General features: G+C 62.1%; 16 protein-coding genes and 1 pseudogene. 3 read left to right on the top strand and 14 right to left on the bottom strand.

The window, feature by feature from the left end; all coding sequences use genetic code 11:
* From ON40_RS07400 to ON40_RS07375, 7 genes are all read right to left on the bottom strand, one after another.
* Positions 1 to 1,014, bottom strand: coding sequence for an MlaD family protein (locus ON40_RS07400; protein WP_051192799.1), 1,014 nt, complete (start codon positions 1,012 to 1,014; stop codon positions 1 to 3).
* A complete protein-coding gene (locus ON40_RS07395; RefSeq protein ID WP_040819912.1) occupies positions 1,002 to 2,009 on the bottom strand; it encodes an MlaD family protein in 1,008 nt (335 codons plus the stop codon). The genes ON40_RS07400 and ON40_RS07395 overlap by 13 nt, the downstream gene beginning before the upstream one ends.
* Positions 2,006 to 3,100 carry a hypothetical protein gene (locus ON40_RS07390; protein ID WP_040819911.1) on the bottom strand — a complete coding sequence of 365 codons (1,095 nt, stop codon included), beginning with the start codon at positions 3,098 to 3,100 and terminating at the stop codon, positions 2,006 to 2,008. The genes ON40_RS07395 and ON40_RS07390 overlap by 4 nt, the downstream gene beginning before the upstream one ends.
* A 4-nt stretch (positions 3,101 to 3,104) precedes the next feature.
* Positions 3,105 to 3,932, bottom strand: coding sequence for an MlaE family ABC transporter permease (locus ON40_RS07385; protein WP_051192824.1), 828 nt, complete (start codon positions 3,930 to 3,932; stop codon positions 3,105 to 3,107).
* Between the two features lie 53 nt (positions 3,933 to 3,985).
* Positions 3,986 to 4,876: an MlaE family ABC transporter permease gene (locus tag ON40_RS07380; protein ID WP_051192798.1), complete on the bottom strand. Its 891-nt coding sequence runs from the start codon at positions 4,874 to 4,876 to the stop codon at positions 3,986 to 3,988.
* A 291-nt stretch (positions 4,877 to 5,167) separates the two neighbouring features.
* Positions 5,168 to 5,368: a hypothetical protein gene (locus ON40_RS51720; RefSeq protein ID WP_157186224.1), complete on the bottom strand. Its 201-nt coding sequence runs from the start codon at positions 5,366 to 5,368 to the stop codon at positions 5,168 to 5,170.
* 10 nt (positions 5,369 to 5,378) lie between these two features.
* Complete coding sequence (locus ON40_RS07375) at positions 5,379 to 6,419, bottom strand: ABC transporter ATP-binding protein (RefSeq protein WP_051192797.1); 1,041 nt, start codon at positions 6,417 to 6,419, stop codon at positions 5,379 to 5,381.
* Between the two features lie 922 nt (positions 6,420 to 7,341).
* On the opposite strand from ON40_RS07375, the gene ON40_RS07370 reads away from it, so the two are divergent.
* Positions 7,342 to 8,634: a TetR-type transcription factor C-terminal domain-containing protein gene (locus ON40_RS07370; protein WP_040819908.1), complete on the top strand. Its 1,293-nt coding sequence runs from the start codon at positions 7,342 to 7,344 to the stop codon at positions 8,632 to 8,634.
* A 347-nt stretch (positions 8,635 to 8,981) separates the two neighbouring features.
* Here the strand turns inward: ON40_RS07370 and ON40_RS07365 are convergent, their stop codons facing one another.
* From ON40_RS07365 to ON40_RS07355, 3 genes are all read right to left on the bottom strand, one after another.
* Positions 8,982 to 10,913, bottom strand: a complete 1,932-nt coding sequence (locus ON40_RS07365) for a flavin-containing monooxygenase (protein ID WP_040819907.1) — start codon at positions 10,911 to 10,913, stop codon at positions 8,982 to 8,984.
* 292 nt (positions 10,914 to 11,205) lie between these two features.
* On the bottom strand, positions 11,206 to 12,777 hold the full coding sequence (locus ON40_RS07360) for an aldehyde dehydrogenase family protein (protein WP_040819906.1): 1,572 nt from the start codon (positions 12,775 to 12,777) through the stop codon (positions 11,206 to 11,208).
* Positions 12,778 to 13,041: 264 nt separating this feature from the next.
* The gene (locus tag ON40_RS07355; RefSeq protein ID WP_040819904.1) at positions 13,042 to 13,539 is read right to left on the bottom strand and encodes a DoxX family protein; all 498 of its coding nucleotides are present in this window, start codon (positions 13,537 to 13,539) and stop codon (positions 13,042 to 13,044) included.
* Positions 13,540 to 13,704: 165 nt separating this feature from the next.
* Between ON40_RS07355 and ON40_RS07350 the strand changes: the two genes are divergently transcribed.
* Positions 13,705 to 14,136: an SRPBCC family protein gene (locus ON40_RS07350; protein ID WP_040819903.1), complete on the top strand. Its 432-nt coding sequence runs from the start codon at positions 13,705 to 13,707 to the stop codon at positions 14,134 to 14,136.
* A 281-nt stretch (positions 14,137 to 14,417) separates the two neighbouring features.
* Here the strand turns inward: ON40_RS07350 and ON40_RS07345 are convergent.
* The 4 genes and pseudogenes from ON40_RS07345 to ON40_RS49675 all read right to left on the bottom strand — a co-directional run.
* Positions 14,418 to 14,789, bottom strand: a pseudogene (locus ON40_RS07345) (IS21 family transposase); the annotation flags it as partial.
* Between the two features lie 47 nt (positions 14,790 to 14,836).
* On the bottom strand, positions 14,837 to 15,058 hold the full coding sequence (locus ON40_RS07340) for a nuclear transport factor 2-like protein (RefSeq protein ID WP_040819901.1): 222 nt from the start codon (positions 15,056 to 15,058) through the stop codon (positions 14,837 to 14,839).
* The gene (locus tag ON40_RS51715; RefSeq protein WP_157186223.1) at positions 15,025 to 15,354 is read right to left on the bottom strand and encodes a hypothetical protein; all 330 of its coding nucleotides are present in this window, start codon (positions 15,352 to 15,354) and stop codon (positions 15,025 to 15,027) included. The genes ON40_RS07340 and ON40_RS51715 overlap by 34 nt, the downstream gene beginning before the upstream one ends.
* Positions 15,355 to 15,922: 568 nt before the next feature.
* Positions 15,923 to 17,515 carry a DNA/RNA helicase domain-containing protein gene (locus ON40_RS49675; protein ID WP_083895469.1) on the bottom strand — a complete coding sequence of 531 codons (1,593 nt, stop codon included), beginning with the start codon at positions 17,513 to 17,515 and terminating at the stop codon, positions 15,923 to 15,925.
* A 1,154-nt stretch (positions 17,516 to 18,669) separates the two neighbouring features.
* Here ON40_RS49675 and ON40_RS07325 point away from each other — a divergent pair.
* Positions 18,670 to 19,632: a glycoside hydrolase family 43 protein gene (locus ON40_RS07325; protein WP_051192795.1), complete on the top strand. Its 963-nt coding sequence runs from the start codon at positions 18,670 to 18,672 to the stop codon at positions 19,630 to 19,632.
* Positions 19,633 to 19,737 lie beyond the last annotated feature (105 nt).

Raw genomic sequence — 19,737 nt, 5'->3', positions numbered from 1 at the left:
TCAGCACGCCCGTCCGGGAAGCGGGACACAGATGTCCGCGGCCGATATCGTTCCCCCACCCAGGGTCGCCAGCCCGTCCGGTCCCAGCCACGCCGCCAGCCGATCCCGCAGGTTCTCGAGCTGGTCCAGGGCCGGGCCCATAGAGGTCTGGAAGTCGGTGATCGAGGACCGCAGCTTCTCGATCATCGGCTTGATCTGGGGGTTGTGCTCGAGCAGGAAACGCATCACCGGCGTCACCCGATACAACACGTCACCCAGCAGCCGGTAGGCCTCGTTGAATCCGACGTGGGTGTTGTCATAGGTGGTCAGGACCATCTCGGTTTTGCGCAGGAGTTCGAACACCCACTCGCGGCTGCTGTTGAACGACTGCAGATATTCCGAGGCCAGATCGGTGATCGTGCGGACCTGCTCGCGTTGCTGGTCCATCACGGTCGCGATGCTGTTCATGCCCTGGATGATCGAGGAGACCGAGGACGAATTGTGTTGCAGCGCTTGGGCTACCTGATCGATGTTGGCGTCGATCGTGCCGCCCTTGACGTTGTCCGTGGTGTGCGGCACGGCCTGCAGCACGTCGCCGATCGAGTACGGGACGCTGACGTGATCGACCGGAATCACCTTCTCGCCCAACGCTTCGGTGCCCGCCGGAACCACGGTCACCGCATAACCACCGACCGGGGTCAGCATCCTGACCTCGACCGTGGAATCCGTGCCAACGAACGTGCTGTCGGAGACCCGGGCCTCGACCTGCACCGTGGCCGGCCGGATCGACACCTTCGATACCTTGCCGACATCGATACCGGCCACGCGCACGCTCTCCCCGACATTGATCGAGGAGGCGTCGGTGGTCTCGAACCGGATCGTCTTCTGGTTCATCGGACGCATATACAGCAGCCCCGCCGCCGCCAGGGCGATCACCGCGACCAGCACCACCACCGACCCCAACAGCATGTGGCTGTGCCGAATCCGGCCCAGCACGGCCTTCACGCCGGCGGCCGGTTGCCTTACTTGTTGCATGCCACGACCTCACTGCCGTTGAGCAGGACCTTGACGTCCGTAGGAAGTTTCACCACGCCCTTGCTGCAGCCCAGGGTTTGCCCGGCCACCATCGCCGGCAACTGCAAACCGGCGATGGTCACCGGCAGCAACCGCAACGCATTCGCTGCGGCGGGCAGTGAGGAGAACGTGTGCTGCAGCAACTGGTCGACATCGAACTCGCCATTCAAACCGAGCTCGACGATCAAACGGTGCACCGGGGTCATGAACTCCGGTCCGAAAGTACTGGTCTCGTAGAACTTGTCCAGGATGGAATTCGCCTTGTCGATCGGGATCTCCGCCGCATGCATGAAATCCATGACCTGCGGCGAACGACCGCCCATCGAGTCCGAGATGTGCGCGATATTCGAGGTCAGCGTCGAGATCACCTGCTGACGATCACGCGCCATATCCGCCAGCTGCTGGACACTGTCCATCATCGGCGCCAAACCTCCACCGTCGCCCTGCAACACGGTGATCGCGTTCTGGGTGAACGCGTTGATCTGATCGGTGCTCATCGTGGCCAGCACCGGCTGCAAACCGTTGAACAGCTGCGTGATATCGAACGACGGCCGCGTCTGCTGGGTCGTCAGATGATCGATCCGCTGACCGGGCTGGGCGGGAACCTGCAGATCCACATACCGGATACCGGTCAGGTTCTGGTACTTCACCGCCAGCACCGTATTGTCGGTCAGCTCGAACGGCTTCTCCAGCGTGAACCCCACTTTAGCGATACTGCGGCCGCCCTGACGGATCAGGTCGATCGAGGTCACCTTGCCGACCTGCACACCCTTACTGCGAATATCACCATCGACGTGCAAACCCGACACATCGGTGAAATCCGCGACATAGTGCCGATCCGCGTGCTCGTCCGGGTTCTTGATCCCATTGACCACGATCACGGTCAGCAAGGCCGCCACCACGCCCGCACACGCCAGCTTCACCAGCGTCGCAACCAATGTGACCTTCGGGCTCATCGCTCGGCCCCCTGCCCCGGAACCTGCGGCAGACCGGTCGCCGCCAGCGGTGCGGCCATGCCGGGCAGATCATCGAGCACCACCCGCATGTTCAACGTCTTCGAGCCCTCGGGCCCATTGCTGAACGCGCGGTTGTAGCGATCCACCAGCGTCGAGAGCTTGCCGGGCATCGCGCCACCGTCCATCATGTGCGGCAACGCATCCACCAAAGCCTGCACCAACTGAACATCCGGCGTGAGCTCGTGCTCATGCGAGGCCAGCAACTTGCCCGCCGACCCGAACAAGTCGGTCGCGGCCAGGCCCAGGCCCTTATCGATATCGGAGAACGCGGCCTCGTTCGCACCGAAGGAGCCGCCGGGCCCGGACTTGTTGTAATCGTCGTTGTATATGTTGTACAACATGTCGATCGCCTGCTGACTGAATGCCGGCAGCACCTGCAGAATATCGTCGGCACGGCCGAACAATTCGCTCGGCATCGCCTGCTGGGCCTTGGCCACGCGGTCGGCGAACACGATGCCGGTCTGAATCATCGGAGTCAGGCCGTCGGTGTACTTGATGACCTTGTTCAGAGACTGGATCATCGAATCGGTCAGCGTGCCGTCGATCGCGATCGACCCCTTCTGCAGCATCGTCGACATGGTGAAATCACCCGTCGGCATCCGATTCAGCACCTGACCCGAAGCCAGCTGCTTGCCACCGGCCTTGGTGACGAGGTTGACCGCGCTGATACCGAAGTAGTTCTCGGGACGGAAGTCGACGTCGAAGTCGTCGGTCAAACCATGCACCTGGCCCGGGTTCAGCAACAGGCTCATCCGCACGACCCCGTCGCCGTGATTGGCCAGATCGGTGAGCTCGCCAACCTCGGCGCCGTGCAGGATCACCTTGGTGCCCTTACCGACACCGGGCGCGACGAACGGGACATCGACGCTCAGCGGCATTCCGCTGGGCTTTTCCACGTGGGGACGAACCCACACCATGCCCACCACCACCACGGCCACGATCGCGATCATGGCGACCGCGGCGATGGTGACGACGCGGGTCTGCTGGGCGTCGGTACCGCGCAGGAAGTCCTGGTTTCTCGGTTTGCTCATCGCCTCATCCTTTGAAGACCAACATGGGACTCAAACCCCAGATGGCCACTGTCATTGCAAAGTTCAACACCACGATCGCCACCAGGCTGGCGCGGATCGCCCGCCCCGACGCCGCACCCACACCGGCCGGCCCGCCGCTGGCGAAGTATCCGTAGTAGCAATGGATCAGGGTCACCATCACGCAGAACACCAGCACCTTGGCCAGCGACGCACCCAGATCCGGCAGCGTCAGCATCTGCGTGAAGTAATGGTCGTAGGTGCCCGCAGCCTGATTGTCGAAGACCTTCACGATCAGCCCGCAAGTGAAGAAGCTGACCACCAGTGCCATCAGATACCCGGGCAGCACGATCAACATCCCACCGATCACCCGGGTACCCACCACGAACGGAATCGCCTGCAGGCCCATCGATTCGGTCGCATCGATCTCCTCCGAGATCCGCATCGCACCGATCTCCGCGGTCATGCGGCACCCCGCCTGCGCGGCGAATCCGATACCGGTGATGATCGGCGCGATCACCCGGAGATTGCCGAACGACCCGACGATTCCGGTCAACGCACCGAAGCCCAGCAGATTGAACGCCATGAACGCCTCGATCGCCACCACCGCGCCGACCGCCACCCCCAGGAACAGCATCAGGCTCACCACACCGCCGTCGACGATCAACGACCCACTCCCCCAGGCCATCCCGTTCATCGTCTTCCACGTCGCGGACCGGTAATGCTTGACCGTCTTCGGCAACAGGATCAGCGTCTTGCCGGTGAACACCCCGACCTGACCGATCTCACCGAGCATGTCGGAAAGCCGGCGCCCGGCCGACCGGACCGACCGCATCAGCACCGAGGAGAACGGCGCCGGAACGTATTTCGAAGCAGGAGTGGTCATCATCACGCCAATCGGTCCGGGAAGAACATCGTCTGCAACTGGGTGATCAGCAGGTTCATCACGAAGATGCAGAACACACTCAGCACCACCGACGCATTCACCGCATTCGCCACGCCCTTCGGGCCGCCCTTGGCCTCCAGGCCGCGCAGACTCGCGATCAACACCACGATCACCGCGAACACCAACGCCTTCAACACCGAGAACGCCAAATCCGTCGTCGTGGCAAACGCGCCGAACGAAGCCCAGAAGCTTCCCGGCACAACATGATTCACATTCGCCGAAATAATCAGGCCAGCGAACACACCGGCCGCCACGATGATGATGCACAGAATGGGTGCGATCGCGACCATCGCCAACAAGCGCGGCATCACCAACCGCTCCACCGGATCCACACCCATCACTCGCATGGCGTCGATCTCCTCACGGATCGAGCGCGCACCCAGGTCCGAGGCGATCGCCGACGCGGCCGCACCACTCATCAGCAGGCCCGCGGCCATCGGCGCGCCCTGACCGACCACACCCAGACCCGACGCCGCGCCCGCCAGTGAGTTGGCGCCGACCTGGTTCATGATGCCGCCGACCTCGACCGCGACCTCCGCACCGACCGGGATCGCCATCAACAGCGCCGGCAGTGAGGTCACCTTCAACAACGTCCACATCTGATCCACAACCTCGCCCATCGGCAGGCGCATGCGGACCAGATCCACGAACGTGTACCGCAACACCTCCACGGTGAGCTCGGCCGTGCGGCCGATCGTCGCCAGTGAGCGCGCCGGCCGCTCCTTCAGTTGCCTCCCCACCCGCGACAGGACCGAGGCCCCCCGCAACTGCGGTTCGGACGCGGAGCCCGGCTGCTGCGGCTGCGTGAGCGGAGGCCGTAGTGTGGTGGTCATCGGGCGCCGCCCTTCGCCGTATTGCAAGTGGCAACGTGCCACCGCGACGACGCCCGGGAGATGCCCGGGCGCGTCGTCCGGCAGAGCGGCGACTTCGATTTTGCAATCTCGTTTTCCATGATTACTCCTGCCATGCAAAGGCATTCGGTATCGGTGAATGCGCCGACCGATACAAGCATACGGGTGCCGGATATGAGACGACGCGTGTTATTCGATGGCTATTATCAATTCACCTGCTCACCCGAGAATCTCGAGACGAGGGTGGAACAACTCGACGTGCCCGCGAAACGATTACGAACTTCGAACACAAAAGCCAAGTTCAGCACCACTTGTCGCGAAAGCGATCGGTCGAAAGTATTTAATTTGCATTAAATAATCACCGGCCGCACGCAAGGGAGGCGCGGCGTACCGATCGAGCGCACCCTCCGGCACCGGCGTATCACCAGTGGTCGGCGGCGGATCGGCCGCCATCGGCTCGGTAATATCAGTCATGATCCGTACCTCATATTCGAACTGCCTGCGGTGAGCCCGAAGGCTCGTCACCGGGGTGGGCCGGCTCGCCGAGCTCTGCAAGACTGTCGATGATCGCGGTCTGGGCGCTGAGCGGCAGCGAACGCATCATTGCGCGGACCCGCTCTTGGCGACGGGCGACCGCCTGCCGAATCGGCATTCCAGGGGTTGGCCGCAGCTGCGGGATAATCCCCTCGACATGATCGACGCCACCGTGGTGGTGGCCGGCGTCGACCATCGCTTGCTCGTGTATCATCTGGGCCTCGTCCTTTTCTTCGGACATCCCGATCGGCCCGATCATGGTGCCGTTGAGGAATTGCTTTACGACTGGTTCGTCACTGGTCAACAGCACTTCACGCGGTCCGAACATGACAAGTTCCCGTCGAAACAGCATGCCGATGTTGTCGGGAACCGTTCGCGCCAGATTGATGTTGTGCGAGACGATGAGCACCGTAGCGTCGATCTGGGCATTGATATCGATCAGCAGTTGGCTGATGTAGGTCGTGCGGACCGGGTCAAGTCCGGAGTCCGGCTCATCGACCAGCAATATCTGTGGGTCCAGGACCAGCGCCCGCGCCAGGCCGGCCCGCTTGCGCATGCCACCCGAGATCTCGCCCGGAAGTTTGAGCTCGGCTCCGAGGAGACCGACGAGCTCGAGCTTCTCCATCACGACCCGGCGGATCTCGGACTCGGACTTCTTGGTGTGCTCACGCAGCGGGAACGCAGTGTTGTCGAACAGATTCATCGAACCGAACAGCGCACCGTCCTGGAACAACACACCGAAAAGCTTGCGGACCTCATAGAGCTCTGCACTCGTGCACCGCACGATGTCGGTCCCGCCGATGAGGATCGAGCCTCGCTCGGGAGTCAACAGACCTATCAGCGACTTCAAGAACACCGACTTGCCCGTGCCGGACGGGCCCAGCAGGACGCTCACCTCTCCCGGCGGCAATGTCAGCGTTACGTCCGCCCAAATAGTCTGCGGACCAAATGATTTGGTCAATCCTTCGACCACGATCTCGAGCCCTGCCATCGCCCTCACTACCTATGCGTTTCAGTACCATGCCACCCGTTGACGGCTCGTCGGCTCTGGCCGAAGACCCTCATAGGTGACTCCATATCGATCTAGAAGTGATGAGATTTTTCGATCCGGCGATGCAGGGACCGCGGGTTCCGCAACACCTACCGGGTGTGACGCATTCGGACTCCCATGCATTGTGTGCGCTGAGTCACAGGGATCTAAACTAACACAGATTTTATGGCTCGGCTAGGGGTAGCCTTGTCGTCGTTGAGTCCTGCTGACCGCTGGACGCCGAGCCGGATTCGAGCACGAGACATGAGCTCGGCCAGCCCTGCGGCGCAGGACCCCACGAAACATCCACCCCTCTCGGAGCGCGCGACACAACTCCGAGGTAGGCGTAATAAGAGCAGTTCAATCCGCATTATTCCGCCGGCTCACCCGAAGGAGAACACGATGATCATCGACCTGGTCGACCCGATCCAGCACCTGGTCGCGGCGATCGCATGGCTGTTGATCCGAGGCCAGCTCCCACCGGCCTGACACGTGCCGGGGCCTGAATTCAGTGTCGAATTTAGATATGAAAACTACATCTATCGACCAGCGTGCTACCCTACCCGGCCTGCGGTTTATCCGACCCACCCGCAGCATCGGCGCAGTGCAGGAGGCAACCCCCCGTAGCGATCGACGACCACGTGTGCCGACACGCGGTGCCTCGCGGCCGCCGGGCCCGGAACTAACGGCGGCCAGTCCCTGACGGCTGGAGACATGCCCCGTCAGGCCGTCTCGAATCTAATCCAACTTTTTCTGTCGATCGGCCGGCTGCCAGCGGACACATGCTGATGCCAGCGCTATGACGGCCGGTATGCTGGTCTCATCCGGCGTAGATTCGAACGCCGTCGAGAGCAACTGCCGATAGACAGGATTCGAGGGATCTGTGGCCCAGAAGCGAGCCAGGACCGGCAAGAAGGGCGTCGCTACCCGCGCACGCATTCTCGATTCCGCCGCGCACGTGTTTCGCGCCAAGGGGTATGCGGGAACTCGCTTGTCCGACGTCGCCGCGGCCGCCGACACTCAGGCGGGCAGCCTTTACTACCACTTTCCATCGCGTGAGGAACTTGTGGAAGAGGTGCTGCGCGTAGGCCAGGAGCGCACTAGCGGCTTCGTCCGCCGCCGAGTGGCCGCCCTGCCCGAGGATGCGTCGGATCTCGACCGTCTGCGCGAGGCGATCGACGCACACCTCGCCTCTGTCTTGGAGATGGGCGACTACACGGCGGCAACCATCAGGATCCTTGGGCAAGTCCCGGAGGATATCCGCAAACGGCGGCTGCACGAGCAGCGAGAATACGGGACCTTCTGGCGGACGCTGGTCAACAATGCGTACGGTTCCGGGAGCATCCGCGCCGACCTGGACAACTCGACATTACGCATGCTGATCCTCGGAGCGATGAACTCCTCGCCGGACTGGTTCAGACCCCGCCGGGACGGGTTGTCCACCGCCGAATTCAAGATCCAGTTCGAGTCACTGTTCATGGAAGGGTTGGCGACAAGCCACAGCAGTTCCCGTTCGCTCGATCGCGAGCTCGCTGCGGTGGCAGCAGCGGAGCAGACGGTAGCCGAACGCGCGCTCACCGGCGACAAGATGCCGGAGGGCGCCCAGCGAATCTTGGACGCCGCGGCGAAGGAGTTCCGCGAGAATGGCTATGCCGGAACGAGGCTCGCCGATGTAGCCGCTACCGCGGGAATTCAGACCGGTAGCATGTACTACTACTTCAAGTCGCGCGAACATCTGGTCGTCGAACTCTTGCAGCTCGCATGGAAACGAACCGACGATCTCGCCCGCGAAAGCCTCAACTCGCTTCCGGCGAATGCCACCGCCCTGGATCGATTCTCCACCGCGCTGACCGCCCATTTGCTGTCGGTACTGCGAAACAGCCTGTTCACCTCTGCGCTGGTGCGGATCCTCGGCCAGATCCCTGAAGGGGTCCGAGAGCAGACCATAAATCAGCAGCGCGCCTACCTGAGTTATTGGCGAGAGTTGCTGCAGGACGCCATCACTTCCGGCGAAATCCGGGACGATCTGGATCTCTCCGCGGTCGTAATGGTGCTGACGGGCACCCTGAACTGGGCGGTCGAGTGGTACCACCCGGAGGGCAAGCTGACCCCGGAGGAATTGGCGGATCAGTTCACGATGCTGGTCTTGGACGGAATGGTCAAGGCCAGCGGTTGACATTCGCTTCTTGCCGCCGATCGTGTATACCTCGACTTGCTGTCCGTACTTGTCGGGTATAGAACGCAGTGCAGGATCTCGATACGAAGGTCAGAGAATGTCTCGTGCATTGCTGGCCGTGGCCCCGGCGTGTCCGCGCACTGTTCATCGACGCCGTGACCGCGGCTTTCGACGCGATGACCGACGCCATGGTCGACGCCGCTGGCGGGCAACACCCACAGCGTCGACGCTCTTGTGCGAATAGAAGTCCAGTACCGAGATCTACTGGTCGACCGTTCAGCGGCTCATGCTGCCGATGCACGGGTCCGCGCTGGCGCGAACCCAGACGTACAAGTGTGTCCGTTCGGTCACTCCGAGGGGGGCGCCACCGAGGCTGTAGCACGTTCGATGACGAAGTCCGCCGGATCCGGATCGTGGGTCATCAACCAATAGTCGACAACGCGGTAGGGCGAATTCGTCACAACCCGTCCCTGGGAGTTGCGGTAATACGTCGACATTCCCGGATGAGACCACACCATGTGGGCGTGCGCGGCATCGACCTCACGCACCCAGCGGTCGTGCGGTTCGGGTCGGCATTCGACCGCCCCCAGGCCCTCACGAACCATGCGCTCTATGACTTCGATGATGTACCGACCCTGCGACTCGCCGATGAAGAAGTAAGAACCCCCAGCACCCGAATTCGTGTTCGGCCCGTACATGAAGAAGAGGTTGGGGAAATCGGGCACCGTGATGCCCAGGTACGCGGTGGCGTCGTCATCGCCCCATATGTCGCGCAGCGACTTGCCGCCACGACCGAATACCTCCATCGGCTGCAGGTAGCGAGACGTTTCGAAGCCGGTCGACAGCACGACGACGTCCGCATCGACTTCCCTTCCGGCACTGCTGATCACGCCGGTCTCGGTGATTCGGCTGACGCCGGCGGTGATCAGCTCGACGTTGTCCTTCTTGAGCGCGGCGAACCAGCCGTTGTCGAGCAGCATTCGCTTGCCGAACGGCGGGTACTTCGGAAGGCACTTCTCGATCAGATCCGGACGGTCCGCGAGTTGTTCGGTCAGGTAGCGGGTGAAGTATCGGCGGTGGCCGTCGTTGACAGCGTTGAGCGAGCGGTCGGGATGTTCCCACCCGGGGTCGATCTGCAACGTCGCGTGGACCCGGTCATTGAAAACCCATGCCAGGCGGAACCGGTACCACGCATGATAATTGGGCACGTGCTCCATCAACCAGTGCACGTCCTCGGGCACCGGAGCGAAATACTCCTCACTGGGACCGATCCACTGCGGCGAGCGCTGGAATACGGTCAGTTGCCCGACCTTGTCCGCGATCGCGGGAACCACCTGCATCGCACTCGCCCCGGTGCCGACGACCACGATCTTCTTTCCAGTCACGTCGAGACCGTCCGGCCACTCCGCGGTGTGAAATATCGGTCCCCGGAAGGTGTCGATGCCCGGGATGTCCGGCAATTTCGGCTTATTGAAGAGCCCGACCGCACTGATCACGACGTTGGCGGAATACTCGCGCACTGTCCCGTCGTGATCGCGCGCGGTGACCGTCCATCGCTGCGCGGTCTCGTCGTACGCCGCGGATTCCACGTCGGTGCCGAACACGATGTCGCGTCGCAGATCGAAGTGGTCCGCCGCATCCGCGAGATAGCCTGCCATCTCATCGCGCTTGCCGAAATGCGTCGACCAGTTCCGCTGGAAGAAGGAGAACGAATACAGGTAGCTCGGGGTATCCACCCCTGCACCCGGATAGGTATTAGTGAGCCACACACCGCCGACCTCCGGATTGCGCTCGAGGATCACGAATGGTATGTCGAGTTCACGTAGTCGTACCGCGGCGATCATTCCGGAGATTCCCGCTCCGACGATCAAGACCGAGAAATCTCCCGCCTGCACAGGCCGGGGCTTGGGCGCGGGCACGAAGCCCATCTCTTCCCGCATCACCCGCTCGTATTCGGCCGGAATTTCCTCGCCCATGCAGATGGTCAGCATCTCGCGGAGCACCTCCGGGCCCGGGTTGGGCATCGCTGCCGGCACCCCCCGCGACCAGGCCACCACCGCCGACACCGCGCAGGACCGAATCTCCTCGGCTATCTCTGGCGCGAACCCCCCCGCATCGTTGGGCCCCAGCCCACGCGACCTGGCCGGGCGGTAGGGATCTTCGAGCCACCGCTCATCCCCGGTCAGCTGAAACAGCACCATCGTGAGCGACGGCAAGTTGGCCGCTTGTACCGCTTCCTTCAGACGCGCTTCGTCGATCGGGTACTCCGGATTGGTCATCGACGGCACGTTCTCTCCTAGAGGTCGTATGAGCCGGAAACATTCGTCCATTCTAAATTATGTTAGATATTATTGTCGACAGGCGCTCGATTGGCAACACATACAGAGCTTTCCGATGCGCATCTAGCTGGTGTTATAGGTCACACGATGTTAAGAACTGAACCTAAGTAGACATAGATTTCTTGCTCACAGCTGCATCCGCTGCAGTACCTCGGCCATTAAGTGCCACTGCGGGACGTGGACAGCCGAACGCTCGGCACCGACATTCCGGAGCCGAGCGGTCTTGGGCCGATCACCTCTTGGGCGTCCGCCCGAGGCGACGACGCCAGTCGTGGGCACCGAGAAACCGGACCATCTTCGCCTGAAGTTCGCTCTTCTTCGGCACATACGGGTACCAGTGCGGTTCCGAGCTCAGATGAATCCGCTCCGTGACCACCGACTGCTGCCGGCAGAACTTGAGCATCCCGGGCGCGCCGCCGGAGCGACTTCCGACTCCGGATTCTTTCCAGCCGCTCATCGGTATCGTCAGCTGAAACGTGCTCATCATGACGTTGTTCACATTCACGGCGCCGGCCTCGATCTGGCGGGCGATGCGATCCGCGCGCGAGCGACTTCTGCTCCACACGCTCGCACTCAGCCCGTAGCGGGAGTCGTTGGCGAGCCGCACGGCCTCTTGTTCGGAGTCGACCTTCATGATCGGCACGGTGGGGCCAAAGGTCTCGTCACGCATGCACAGCATCGAGTGATCGACATCGACCAGGACCGTCGGTTCGAAGAATTGCCCGTCTTCGGCGCGCTTTCCGCCGGTGAGAACCCGGGCGCCTTTCGCGACCGCGTCGTTGACATGCTTCTCGACGATGTCCAACTGCGCGGGGGTGCACATCGCTCCGATATCCGTGGTGAAACTTCCGTCCGGATCCATCCCCTGCCGCAGATTCTTGACCTTGTCGGTCACTTTCGCCACGAACTCGTCGTAGACCGGCGCCTCGACGTACACCCGCTCCACCGAGATACAGATCTGGCCCGAATTCCACATGCCGCCCCATGCGGCCGCGCTCGACGCACGATCGATGTCGGCATCGGAGAGTACGACCATCGGGTCCTTGCCGCCAAGTTCGAGGCTGCATGGAATCAGCCGCTCGCCGGCGCGCGCCGCGATCTTGCGCCCGGTGCGCGTCGATCCGGTGAACATGATCATGTCGACCTCGTCCACGACCGCGGCGCCCGCCTCGGGCCCGCCCGTGACGTTTGCCAGCACCGGCGGCGCACCGATGTCCTCGAGCCATCCTCTGGATGCCTCGGCCCAGGTGAGCGGGGTGACTTCGGAGGGTTTGAACAATACTGCAGCACCGGCCATCAAGGCCGCGACACCGTCGAGCATCGGACCGCCGAGCGGGCCGTTCCACGGCGTGATCATGCCGACCAGCTGATGCGGCCGGGCGAATACTCGCAACTTCTTCGTCAGTCCGCTGGCCCCCCAACTCGGAACCTTGCGGTCGGCGAGAAACTCCGCGGCATGGCCGCTGTAGTAGTTGATCAGGTCGACCGCCATGGAGACCTCGAGCGCGGCATCGCCCCAGGACTTACCGGATTCCTCCTGCATGATCCCGACCAGGTTGGCCTCGTTGTCGAGGATCCAGTCGAGAAAGTTCCGCATGTGCTCCGCGCGACCGTCGGGACCGAGCGCCTCCCATGCGGGCTGCGCGGCACGCAACTGTTTCGCCGCAGCCTGTACTCCGGCCGCCCCAAGATCGGGAACCCGCCCGACGATCCTGCCATCGGCGGGACAGCGAACCTCGATGATGCCGCCGCTTGCCTGGAGCACGCCACTGACGCCGGTCTGCTCCGTGGTTCCTGCTGTCATTTTCCGAGTTCCTCTCTGAACGCGGGCAACTTGCCGAAGGCGAGTACCGTCTCGGGCCGGGAATCGAGCACCAACGGGCAATCTCAACTCTCAATGCCCCTCAAAATCTGAACTGATTTAGATGCTATCGCCTGCTCTGACCCCCGGCAACACCGTCCGCCGACAGCCACCCTCGAACGTCGGATCGACGAGCGGGCCGAAGGCCCGACCATGGGACACTCCGGCCCTGCAGCAGGGACGCGATGCGGCCCGCCGCAGGGGCGTCTACCGCCCCGGCAAGGGACGGCGCCAAAAGACCGCAAGCTGAACCGACGCCGCAGCCAACCCGAGACCTGCCGCAAGCGCGGCTCGCCTGACGCCAGATCCCCGACCCTTACCCCACACGAGCCCGTCGACGCTCCACCGTCCACTCCCCAGCGCACTGATCACGACGGATGCGGTCGCCAGGTTGAGCACGTACTCATAACCCTCCGAGGTGATGAAGAAGCCGTTGGCGGCGTGCACAGTTCGCGCCGCGACCGCCATCGTGGCCACGACCGCCGAGCCGGCCAGCGGCGTGCCCGCTCCGGCGATCATGGCGGCACCTGCTCCCACCTCCACCACCGCGCTCGCGCGGGCCTGGGCCCGCGACTGCGCGAAGCCGATCGATTCGAACCAGCCCGCGGTGCCCTCCAGGGACCTGCCGTGCTTCACGCCGTGGGCGATCATCGTTGTCCCGACGACCGTACGCAACATGACCCGCGCCAATTCAGTACCGTCCATCCTCGCCGATCCTTCCGCAGGGCCTCTCGAACTTCGATCCATCTAAACTGAGCCAGAATTTGATAGTATCTTACGAACTTGTCCCTGACAGGTTTGGGCATACGACGGCCCATCTTCGACCGGGCTGGCCACCGATGACCAGCCACAACCACGGAGGCTAGAGAAGTGAGTAACAGCATCGCCGAGTCGACCACTATCAAGGCTACCGCCGAAAAAGTCAGGTCAGCCATACTCGATGTCGAGGCCTACCCCACCTGGCAGAAGGAAATGCTGAAGGTGGAAATCGTCGACAAAGATGCTCTAGGACGACCAGCGACAGTCAAGTTCGACATCTCCGCGATGGGCCAGAAGGCCAGCTATACGCTCGTTTACAGCTACCCCGACGAGACCACCATCGAGACACACCTGACCGAGGGCGACACGATTGTCAAACAAGATCAGACCTATGGCATCACGTCGGTTGCGGCTGGTGTCGAACTCAACTATCAGCTGGACATGGCGGTCAAGTGGTCGGTGCCGGACTTCATGCTGAAGGCAATCATCAACAAGGGCATCAAGGGCACTCTGACCGGCATCAAGACCCGCTCGGAGGGTTGATCGCCCGCCCGTATCGACCGTGAACTCCGGGCAAGGCCCCGGGCTCCCACCGACCCGTGCGTGACAGTCTCCCGTCATACGGCTCTTGTCGTCCTGTCCGTCCGGCAGCCGGTTTCACCCAGGCCCAGTGCGCGAAGTGCCGGTCCCCGATGGTGCAACCCGGTAATGGAGTCCGGGGTGTTCGATCCGTTTTCAGTTGATTTCGCAGGCCACGGGGTGGTGGGTGTGGCTGCAGCGGGCACCGTACTCGGCCGGGGTCAGATACCCCAGCGCCGAATGGCGATGCCGCCGGTTGTGATCGACCTTGAAGTCGCCGATCCCCGACCAGCACGGTAGGACTCCTTGGCCGCAGCGACCACGCGGCGGATGGTGCGGTCGGTGCCGGTGAACCCCACTGCGACCAGACGTCTGTGAACGTGGTCGGCGCCGACGCGGCCGTTCGATGCCTCGACGAGTTCTTCGATCTTGGGCATGAACTCATCGATCAGCCGGGCTCGACGGGCTGGAACCGCGAGATCGGTTCCAGCCCGACGTAATTGGACGTAGCGGCGCACCGTGTGGTGGTCACAGCCGACCAGTTCGGCGGCTCTTCGGTAACTGCCGGTCAGATCGTAGGCAGCCAGAATCTCCATGATCTCCTCGTCGGTCTTCACCGCTACTGTTGATCCTGTGGGCGGGTTCGGGTTGGATTCGGCTGGTCTTATCGGTCGAGTTGGGCTTGGAAGATGGCTCGGTTGAAGTAGGCGCGGGCTTCGTGAATGAGCCCGTCGTCATCGAGGTCATAGACGTTGATCCCCGACCAGTTCACCGGGGTTCCGGTCGTGGTGACGGCGGCTCCGGACCAGCAGACCGCGACCGAGTCTCCGACGGTGTGGGCTTCGCGCGGGGTCAGGCCGAGGAACGGGCTGAAATTGGGCAGCACCGAGGCGATGAACTCACGGATCGCGGGGCGCCCACGATCGGCGGCTCACCGACCGGATCGTGGAACACGCCGTCGACGGCGAAGGCATCGGCCCAGGCGTCGGCATCAGCGGACTGGGACGCGGCGAAAGACTGCATCACGGCGGCGGGCATGGCGGGCATTGTCATCGGGGAATCTCCTGGGTTGATAGTGGTGGGAAAATCGTTGCCGCCGCCGGTTCCTGGGGCGATACGACCGCAGTCGCCGATGCCTTGCACCGCAACCAGCTCATAGCCGAGCGAATCATCGCTCGGCATAGCCAACCAATCCCACGTAGGTAGCTGCGCGCCAGCAAATGGTCCGTTCCGTCGGCGAAACCTCCACACGGTAAGGGCAGACGGCTCGCCAAGACACAGCACTGTCTGCCTACAGCAGGTAATCCGGCTCGATCACAGCCGAGCTAACCCTACGACTACGTGGGGTTGGCACGGGTGTCGTATGCCGCTGACGCCCCAAGATCGGGTCATAGCTGGTAATCGGCTTCAATCAGCAACTATTCTATCGGAAACCGCAGGTCAGAACCGTTCCCGTGTTAGCAGTACCCGCCGAGGGCACTGTGAACACGGGAATGACCAGCTGCCCAGGGCACGATCATCGCAACCCTTAGATTGGGTACGTACCCACGATGACCAGTCGTTTTCCGGTTGCCCACGTTTTTTGTGTCCTGCCGAGGGCACCAACCTGCAACAACCGTCTACGCCCGCCATGCGACGCCGTTACCGCACTCTGCCCAGTCAGGCATAAGGTGTACGTTTGAAAACTGTTGGGCCGCATCAGGTTTCGGACCCTTCGCCTGCTATTGTCAGAGAATCGACACCCACGGCACTAGCCAACGAGACTCGTGAGGAACTCTTGTGTCGCTGGGTCCACTGCGTGGATTACCACTCCCCGCATTCCGCGTGTCAGCAACACCTTGTAGGAGTTGCGCACCAACCTCTCGAACTCTTGATCATAGACCGGATTGCTCTTCGCGCCTTTTAACGCAGGATCCATATTGGCGTCCCTGCGAACAGTCAAATGCTGCCCGTCTACTGCAATGTCCGGCCCAAGGATCACGCCAGCCCAATCATATTCAAAGCCCTGTGCAGTGTACACGGAGCCGACCTGCTCGAAGCCGCGCGGATCTGTTGCCCAGAACGCCGCAGGAGGAGCTTCACCACTTAGCTTGCCTTCAAATTTGGGCCATGGCTTCGACCAGTTCCCGATCTTGACGTCATCTATAAGCGTGCCGTCCATACTCAACTGCTTATTCCAAGGCCAGCAGTATCCTGCCGCGATGCGCGCCGTCTCGCCAGCGTTGATCTTCGCGCGGAGAAAATCTTCCATCTCTTGCGGTGATGCCGCGACACGCACTTCGAAGTCGTTGTCTCCCCTCCACTTCGAAGGACCTAATGCTCGCAACCCGAGCAGATTCAGCAGCCACTCCTCATATGCAGCACTCCCTCCATAGCGGAACCGCCCCTCAAGTCTGATATGGATTACGGGAAGCCCGAGGCGTGCCGCGTGGCCACTGATCAGATCAAACGTTCCGACTTCATCTGGCCTGACGATCTGATTCTCGTCCAGAAAGAACACCGGAACCCTTGCAGCCGACATCAATTCATCGACTTGCGGCCGGCCCGAGTTCAATGCTCGCGGCGTGAATCTGGTCGAGGACGTCTTCCTGATTCGATGGGCGTCGTCGCCGATCAGAACATCGAGTCCGTTGGGTGCAGCGTTAGTCAGGTTCCTGTAATAGGTGAAAAGTCGTTGCACTTCAGAGCTTCCTCTACCTACAGATTTCCTCATGTATTCGATGCGGGTGGAGGATCCAGATGCATACAGCACCCGACGGCCGTCCTGCCGGAGGGCAACGAGCAGAGACATTGCGAGCACGCTTTTTCCACTCCCGGGCCCACCAGTGACGATGATGACGCGCTTGTTGTTCGCCTGGAAGGCATCTCGAATCTGGCTCAGTACACCCTCATACGTAGCGGAAGAATGAGCTCCCGGCCATTCGTGCCGCAGATTCTCAAGGTTCAAGGATTCATCGCTTCGAGCTACTTGGATGTGAGAGTGCGGCGATGGTGGGTCAAGTTCACCAGGACGGTCGCGAACAGCCCACTGCCACGCATCCACCCCCCCGCGTTGATGCGACGGCGTCAACTCGACAGGCATATCGTCCGACGCTCGATTCGGCAGGAGAATCCAGTTTGGCGATGCGTCCAGCGCGACAGCCAGCGCCATCAGATCGTCGACATCGATCCGCCGCTGCCCCTTCTCGACCTTCGCCAACGCCGAGATGTCGATCGGCCGACCAAGGTCCACCAGCCTCGATGCCAGAGTTTGAAGTGTAAGACCTTGGTCGCGACGAAGGTCTCGCACACGCTGTCCAACACGGATTCCCACAGGACCCAGCGCCCCTACTTGCTTGGCCATGCCAGAACTCTATGTTATTTGTCGAAAATCGACAACCAGAATGTTCCTCTTGACCAAATCGGTCCCAACGGGAAGGCTTGTCGAGAGACGAGGACGGCTGGCCCGCCGATAAGGCAACGCCCCCAGGCAACGGGCCGTTCTCGTCACGACCGTGTTTTAGCAGGGAGGACGAGAATGCCGCCAGCAACCGGCTCTGGCAGCCAGCAGCCACGTGGCCGATCCGGGAGCGACAATCGAGACGAGTCGATTGTCTCTTTGCGGTCGGCCGTGATCATCGGCTTATCCGTTGTGGTAGGCCTGTGTGCTGGCGGAGCGGCGGCAGCAGCAGCTGGATTACCCGTTACAAAGCCTATGGCGCGGGAGCCGGCTTGATAGCAGGGTTCGTCGCAGCCGTGTCAGCCGGGCTACTCGCTGCACTGGCAACTGCTCGCCATCTCCACGAGCTCATCGACCAGGGAAGGGGCTAGGCCACCACTCGTCCATGGTGTCGAAAAAGAGTGAGCCCGGAAGCAAGTTCGCACCGGCTACCGGGTTCGCTCGGGTATCGCCCCGCCGATCGCTCAGCTTGACCCGACGACAGTACCCGATCCCAATCCACCTGCTGGACTCCAACGTCACCAGCGCGGCGACATTCACCCACGAACCAGCCAGAAGATCCTCTCGCCCCTGCGACGATAGATGACCAATGATCATCGACAGGAATAGCCGACATGAAAGACGCTCGCCTACATCCTATTACGGCAGAAAACACCCACCGACAGCGTTGAAACAACCACGGAAATTACCTATGTTAGATGTCATCGAACACATGGTTCAGGCAAATCTGCCGCACTGAGGGGTTCAAGTCCCCTCTCGCGCACGAAAACGACGGCATCCGCGCATGCCGTCGTCTCGCGCTACCAACCGGCCAGTACGCCGATCACCGGATCACCAGTGGTCGGCGTTCGGTGTTTCCAGGGGTCCCGGTGATCGCACCCATCGTGCCGCCACAGGCACTCCTGCAAGAACTACTGCACGGCCCGATCGCCTGTTCATCGGCGACAGGGGCCGGGTCCCGGTTGACTGGAGCGATGGGGTGGGTGATCGGCAGTAGACGGTCATCGCTTGCCGCGGAGCCCGTTTCGGGATCGACGATGAGGGGTAAGGCCGTTCCAGTGATCGAGAATTCAGCCGCCGCCGGCACGGGAACCGCTGGGACGTTTCGCAATCCGCTCAACCAGGGGCCGGACCCGTTCATGACCTACTACGACGGGAACTACTATCTGTCCGCCAGCCAGGGCACTTCCTTGCAGATCTGGAAGGCCGCCTCGCTGGCCGATCTGGCTACCGCGCAACCGAATACGGTGTGGACCGATACGACCCCGTCCCGCAATCAGGATATGTGGGCGCCGTGTTTTCGTCTGCTGGAAGGGAATTGGTACTTCTACTACACCGCCAGCGACGGCAGCAACGACGCTCACCGTATCTACGTGCTGAAGTCATCGGGCACAGATCCGTTGGGGCCGTATACATTCGTCGGTCAGCTCGGGGATGCGTGGGCGATCGATCCGGAGTTGCTGATTCTCGACGGCAAGTACTATCTGATCTGGAGCGGCCCGAACAATCTGCTGCAGATCGCCCCGATGAGCGATCCGGTCACCCTGTCCGGGCCCGCGGTGTACCTGCCGTCGTCGGGCGGATGCACCGAGGTGCGTGAGGCCCCGGTGACGATCCAGCGCAACGGCACCACCTACCTGCTCTACTCCACCTGCGACACAGGAAAACCGGACTACCAGCTGTGGATGCGAACGCTCCCGCCCGGCGCCGACCCGCTCAACCCCGACAACTGGACCCAGTACCCCAACGCGGTGTTCGGCCGCAACGACTCGGCCAACGTCTTCGGCCCCGGCTCGAACAACTTCTTCCAGAGCCCCGACGGCACCGAGGACTGGATCGCCTACCACGGCAAGACCACCAGCACATACACGTACGACGGCCGCACCACCCGGGCCCAGAAGTTCACTTGGAACACCGACGGCACACCGAATTTCGGCCAGCCGCTGTCCCTGGACACCGATATCGCCCTGCCGTCGGGGGATCCCAAGAGTGCGGCCGTCACGGCCGCCGAACGGGTGTAGACAGGTCGAGGCATTCCTGGGTCACAAACTGGTCTGACCACTTGACCTCTGACCACTGTGAGCTTACTGTCCGAATGTGGCATTGCGACGGATCGATCGAAGAAC

It is taken from the genome of Nocardia jiangxiensis NBRC 101359 (assembly GCF_000308615.1).
Taxonomy (GTDB): Bacteria; Actinomycetota; Actinomycetes; order Mycobacteriales; family Mycobacteriaceae; genus Nocardia; species Nocardia jiangxiensis.
This window is presented reverse-complemented; position numbering and strand designations above follow the sequence as displayed.

Bases quoted from the DNA above. Each gene is read 5' to 3' on its own strand.
- ON40_RS07400 (WP_051192799.1), bottom strand. From the start codon at position 1,014: ATGCAACAAGTAAGGCAACCGGCCGCCGGCGTGAAGGCCGTGCTGGGC.
- ON40_RS07360 (WP_040819906.1), bottom strand. From the start codon at position 12,777: ATGACAGCAGGAACCACGGAGCAGACCGGCGTCAGTGGCGTGCTCCAG.
- ON40_RS07395 (WP_040819912.1), bottom strand. From the start codon at position 2,009: ATGAGCCCGAAGGTCACATTGGTTGCGACGCTGGTGAAGCTGGCGTGT.
- ON40_RS07385 (WP_051192824.1), bottom strand. From the start codon at position 3,932: ATGCGGTCGGTCCGGTCGGCCGGGCGCCGGCTTTCCGACATGCTCGGT.
- ON40_RS07375 (WP_051192797.1), bottom strand. From the start codon at position 6,419: ATGGCAGGGCTCGAGATCGTGGTCGAAGGATTGACCAAATCATTTGGT.
- ON40_RS07365 (WP_040819907.1), bottom strand. From the start codon at position 10,913: ATGACCAATCCGGAGTACCCGATCGACGAAGCGCGTCTGAAGGAAGCG.
- ON40_RS49675 (WP_083895469.1), bottom strand. From the start codon at position 17,515: ATGGCCAAGCAAGTAGGGGCGCTGGGTCCTGTGGGAATCCGTGTTGGA.
- ON40_RS07355 (WP_040819904.1), bottom strand. From the start codon at position 13,539: ATGGACGGTACTGAATTGGCGCGGGTCATGTTGCGTACGGTCGTCGGG.
- ON40_RS51720 (WP_157186224.1), bottom strand. From the start codon at position 5,368: ATGACTGATATTACCGAGCCGATGGCGGCCGATCCGCCGCCGACCACT.
- ON40_RS51715 (WP_157186223.1), bottom strand. From the start codon at position 15,354: ATGCCGAGCGATGATTCGCTCGGCTATGAGCTGGTTGCGGTGCAAGGC.
- ON40_RS07380 (WP_051192798.1), bottom strand. From the start codon at position 4,876: ATGACCACCACACTACGGCCTCCGCTCACGCAGCCGCAGCAGCCGGGC.
- ON40_RS07390 (WP_040819911.1), bottom strand. From the start codon at position 3,100: ATGAGCAAACCGAGAAACCAGGACTTCCTGCGCGGTACCGACGCCCAG.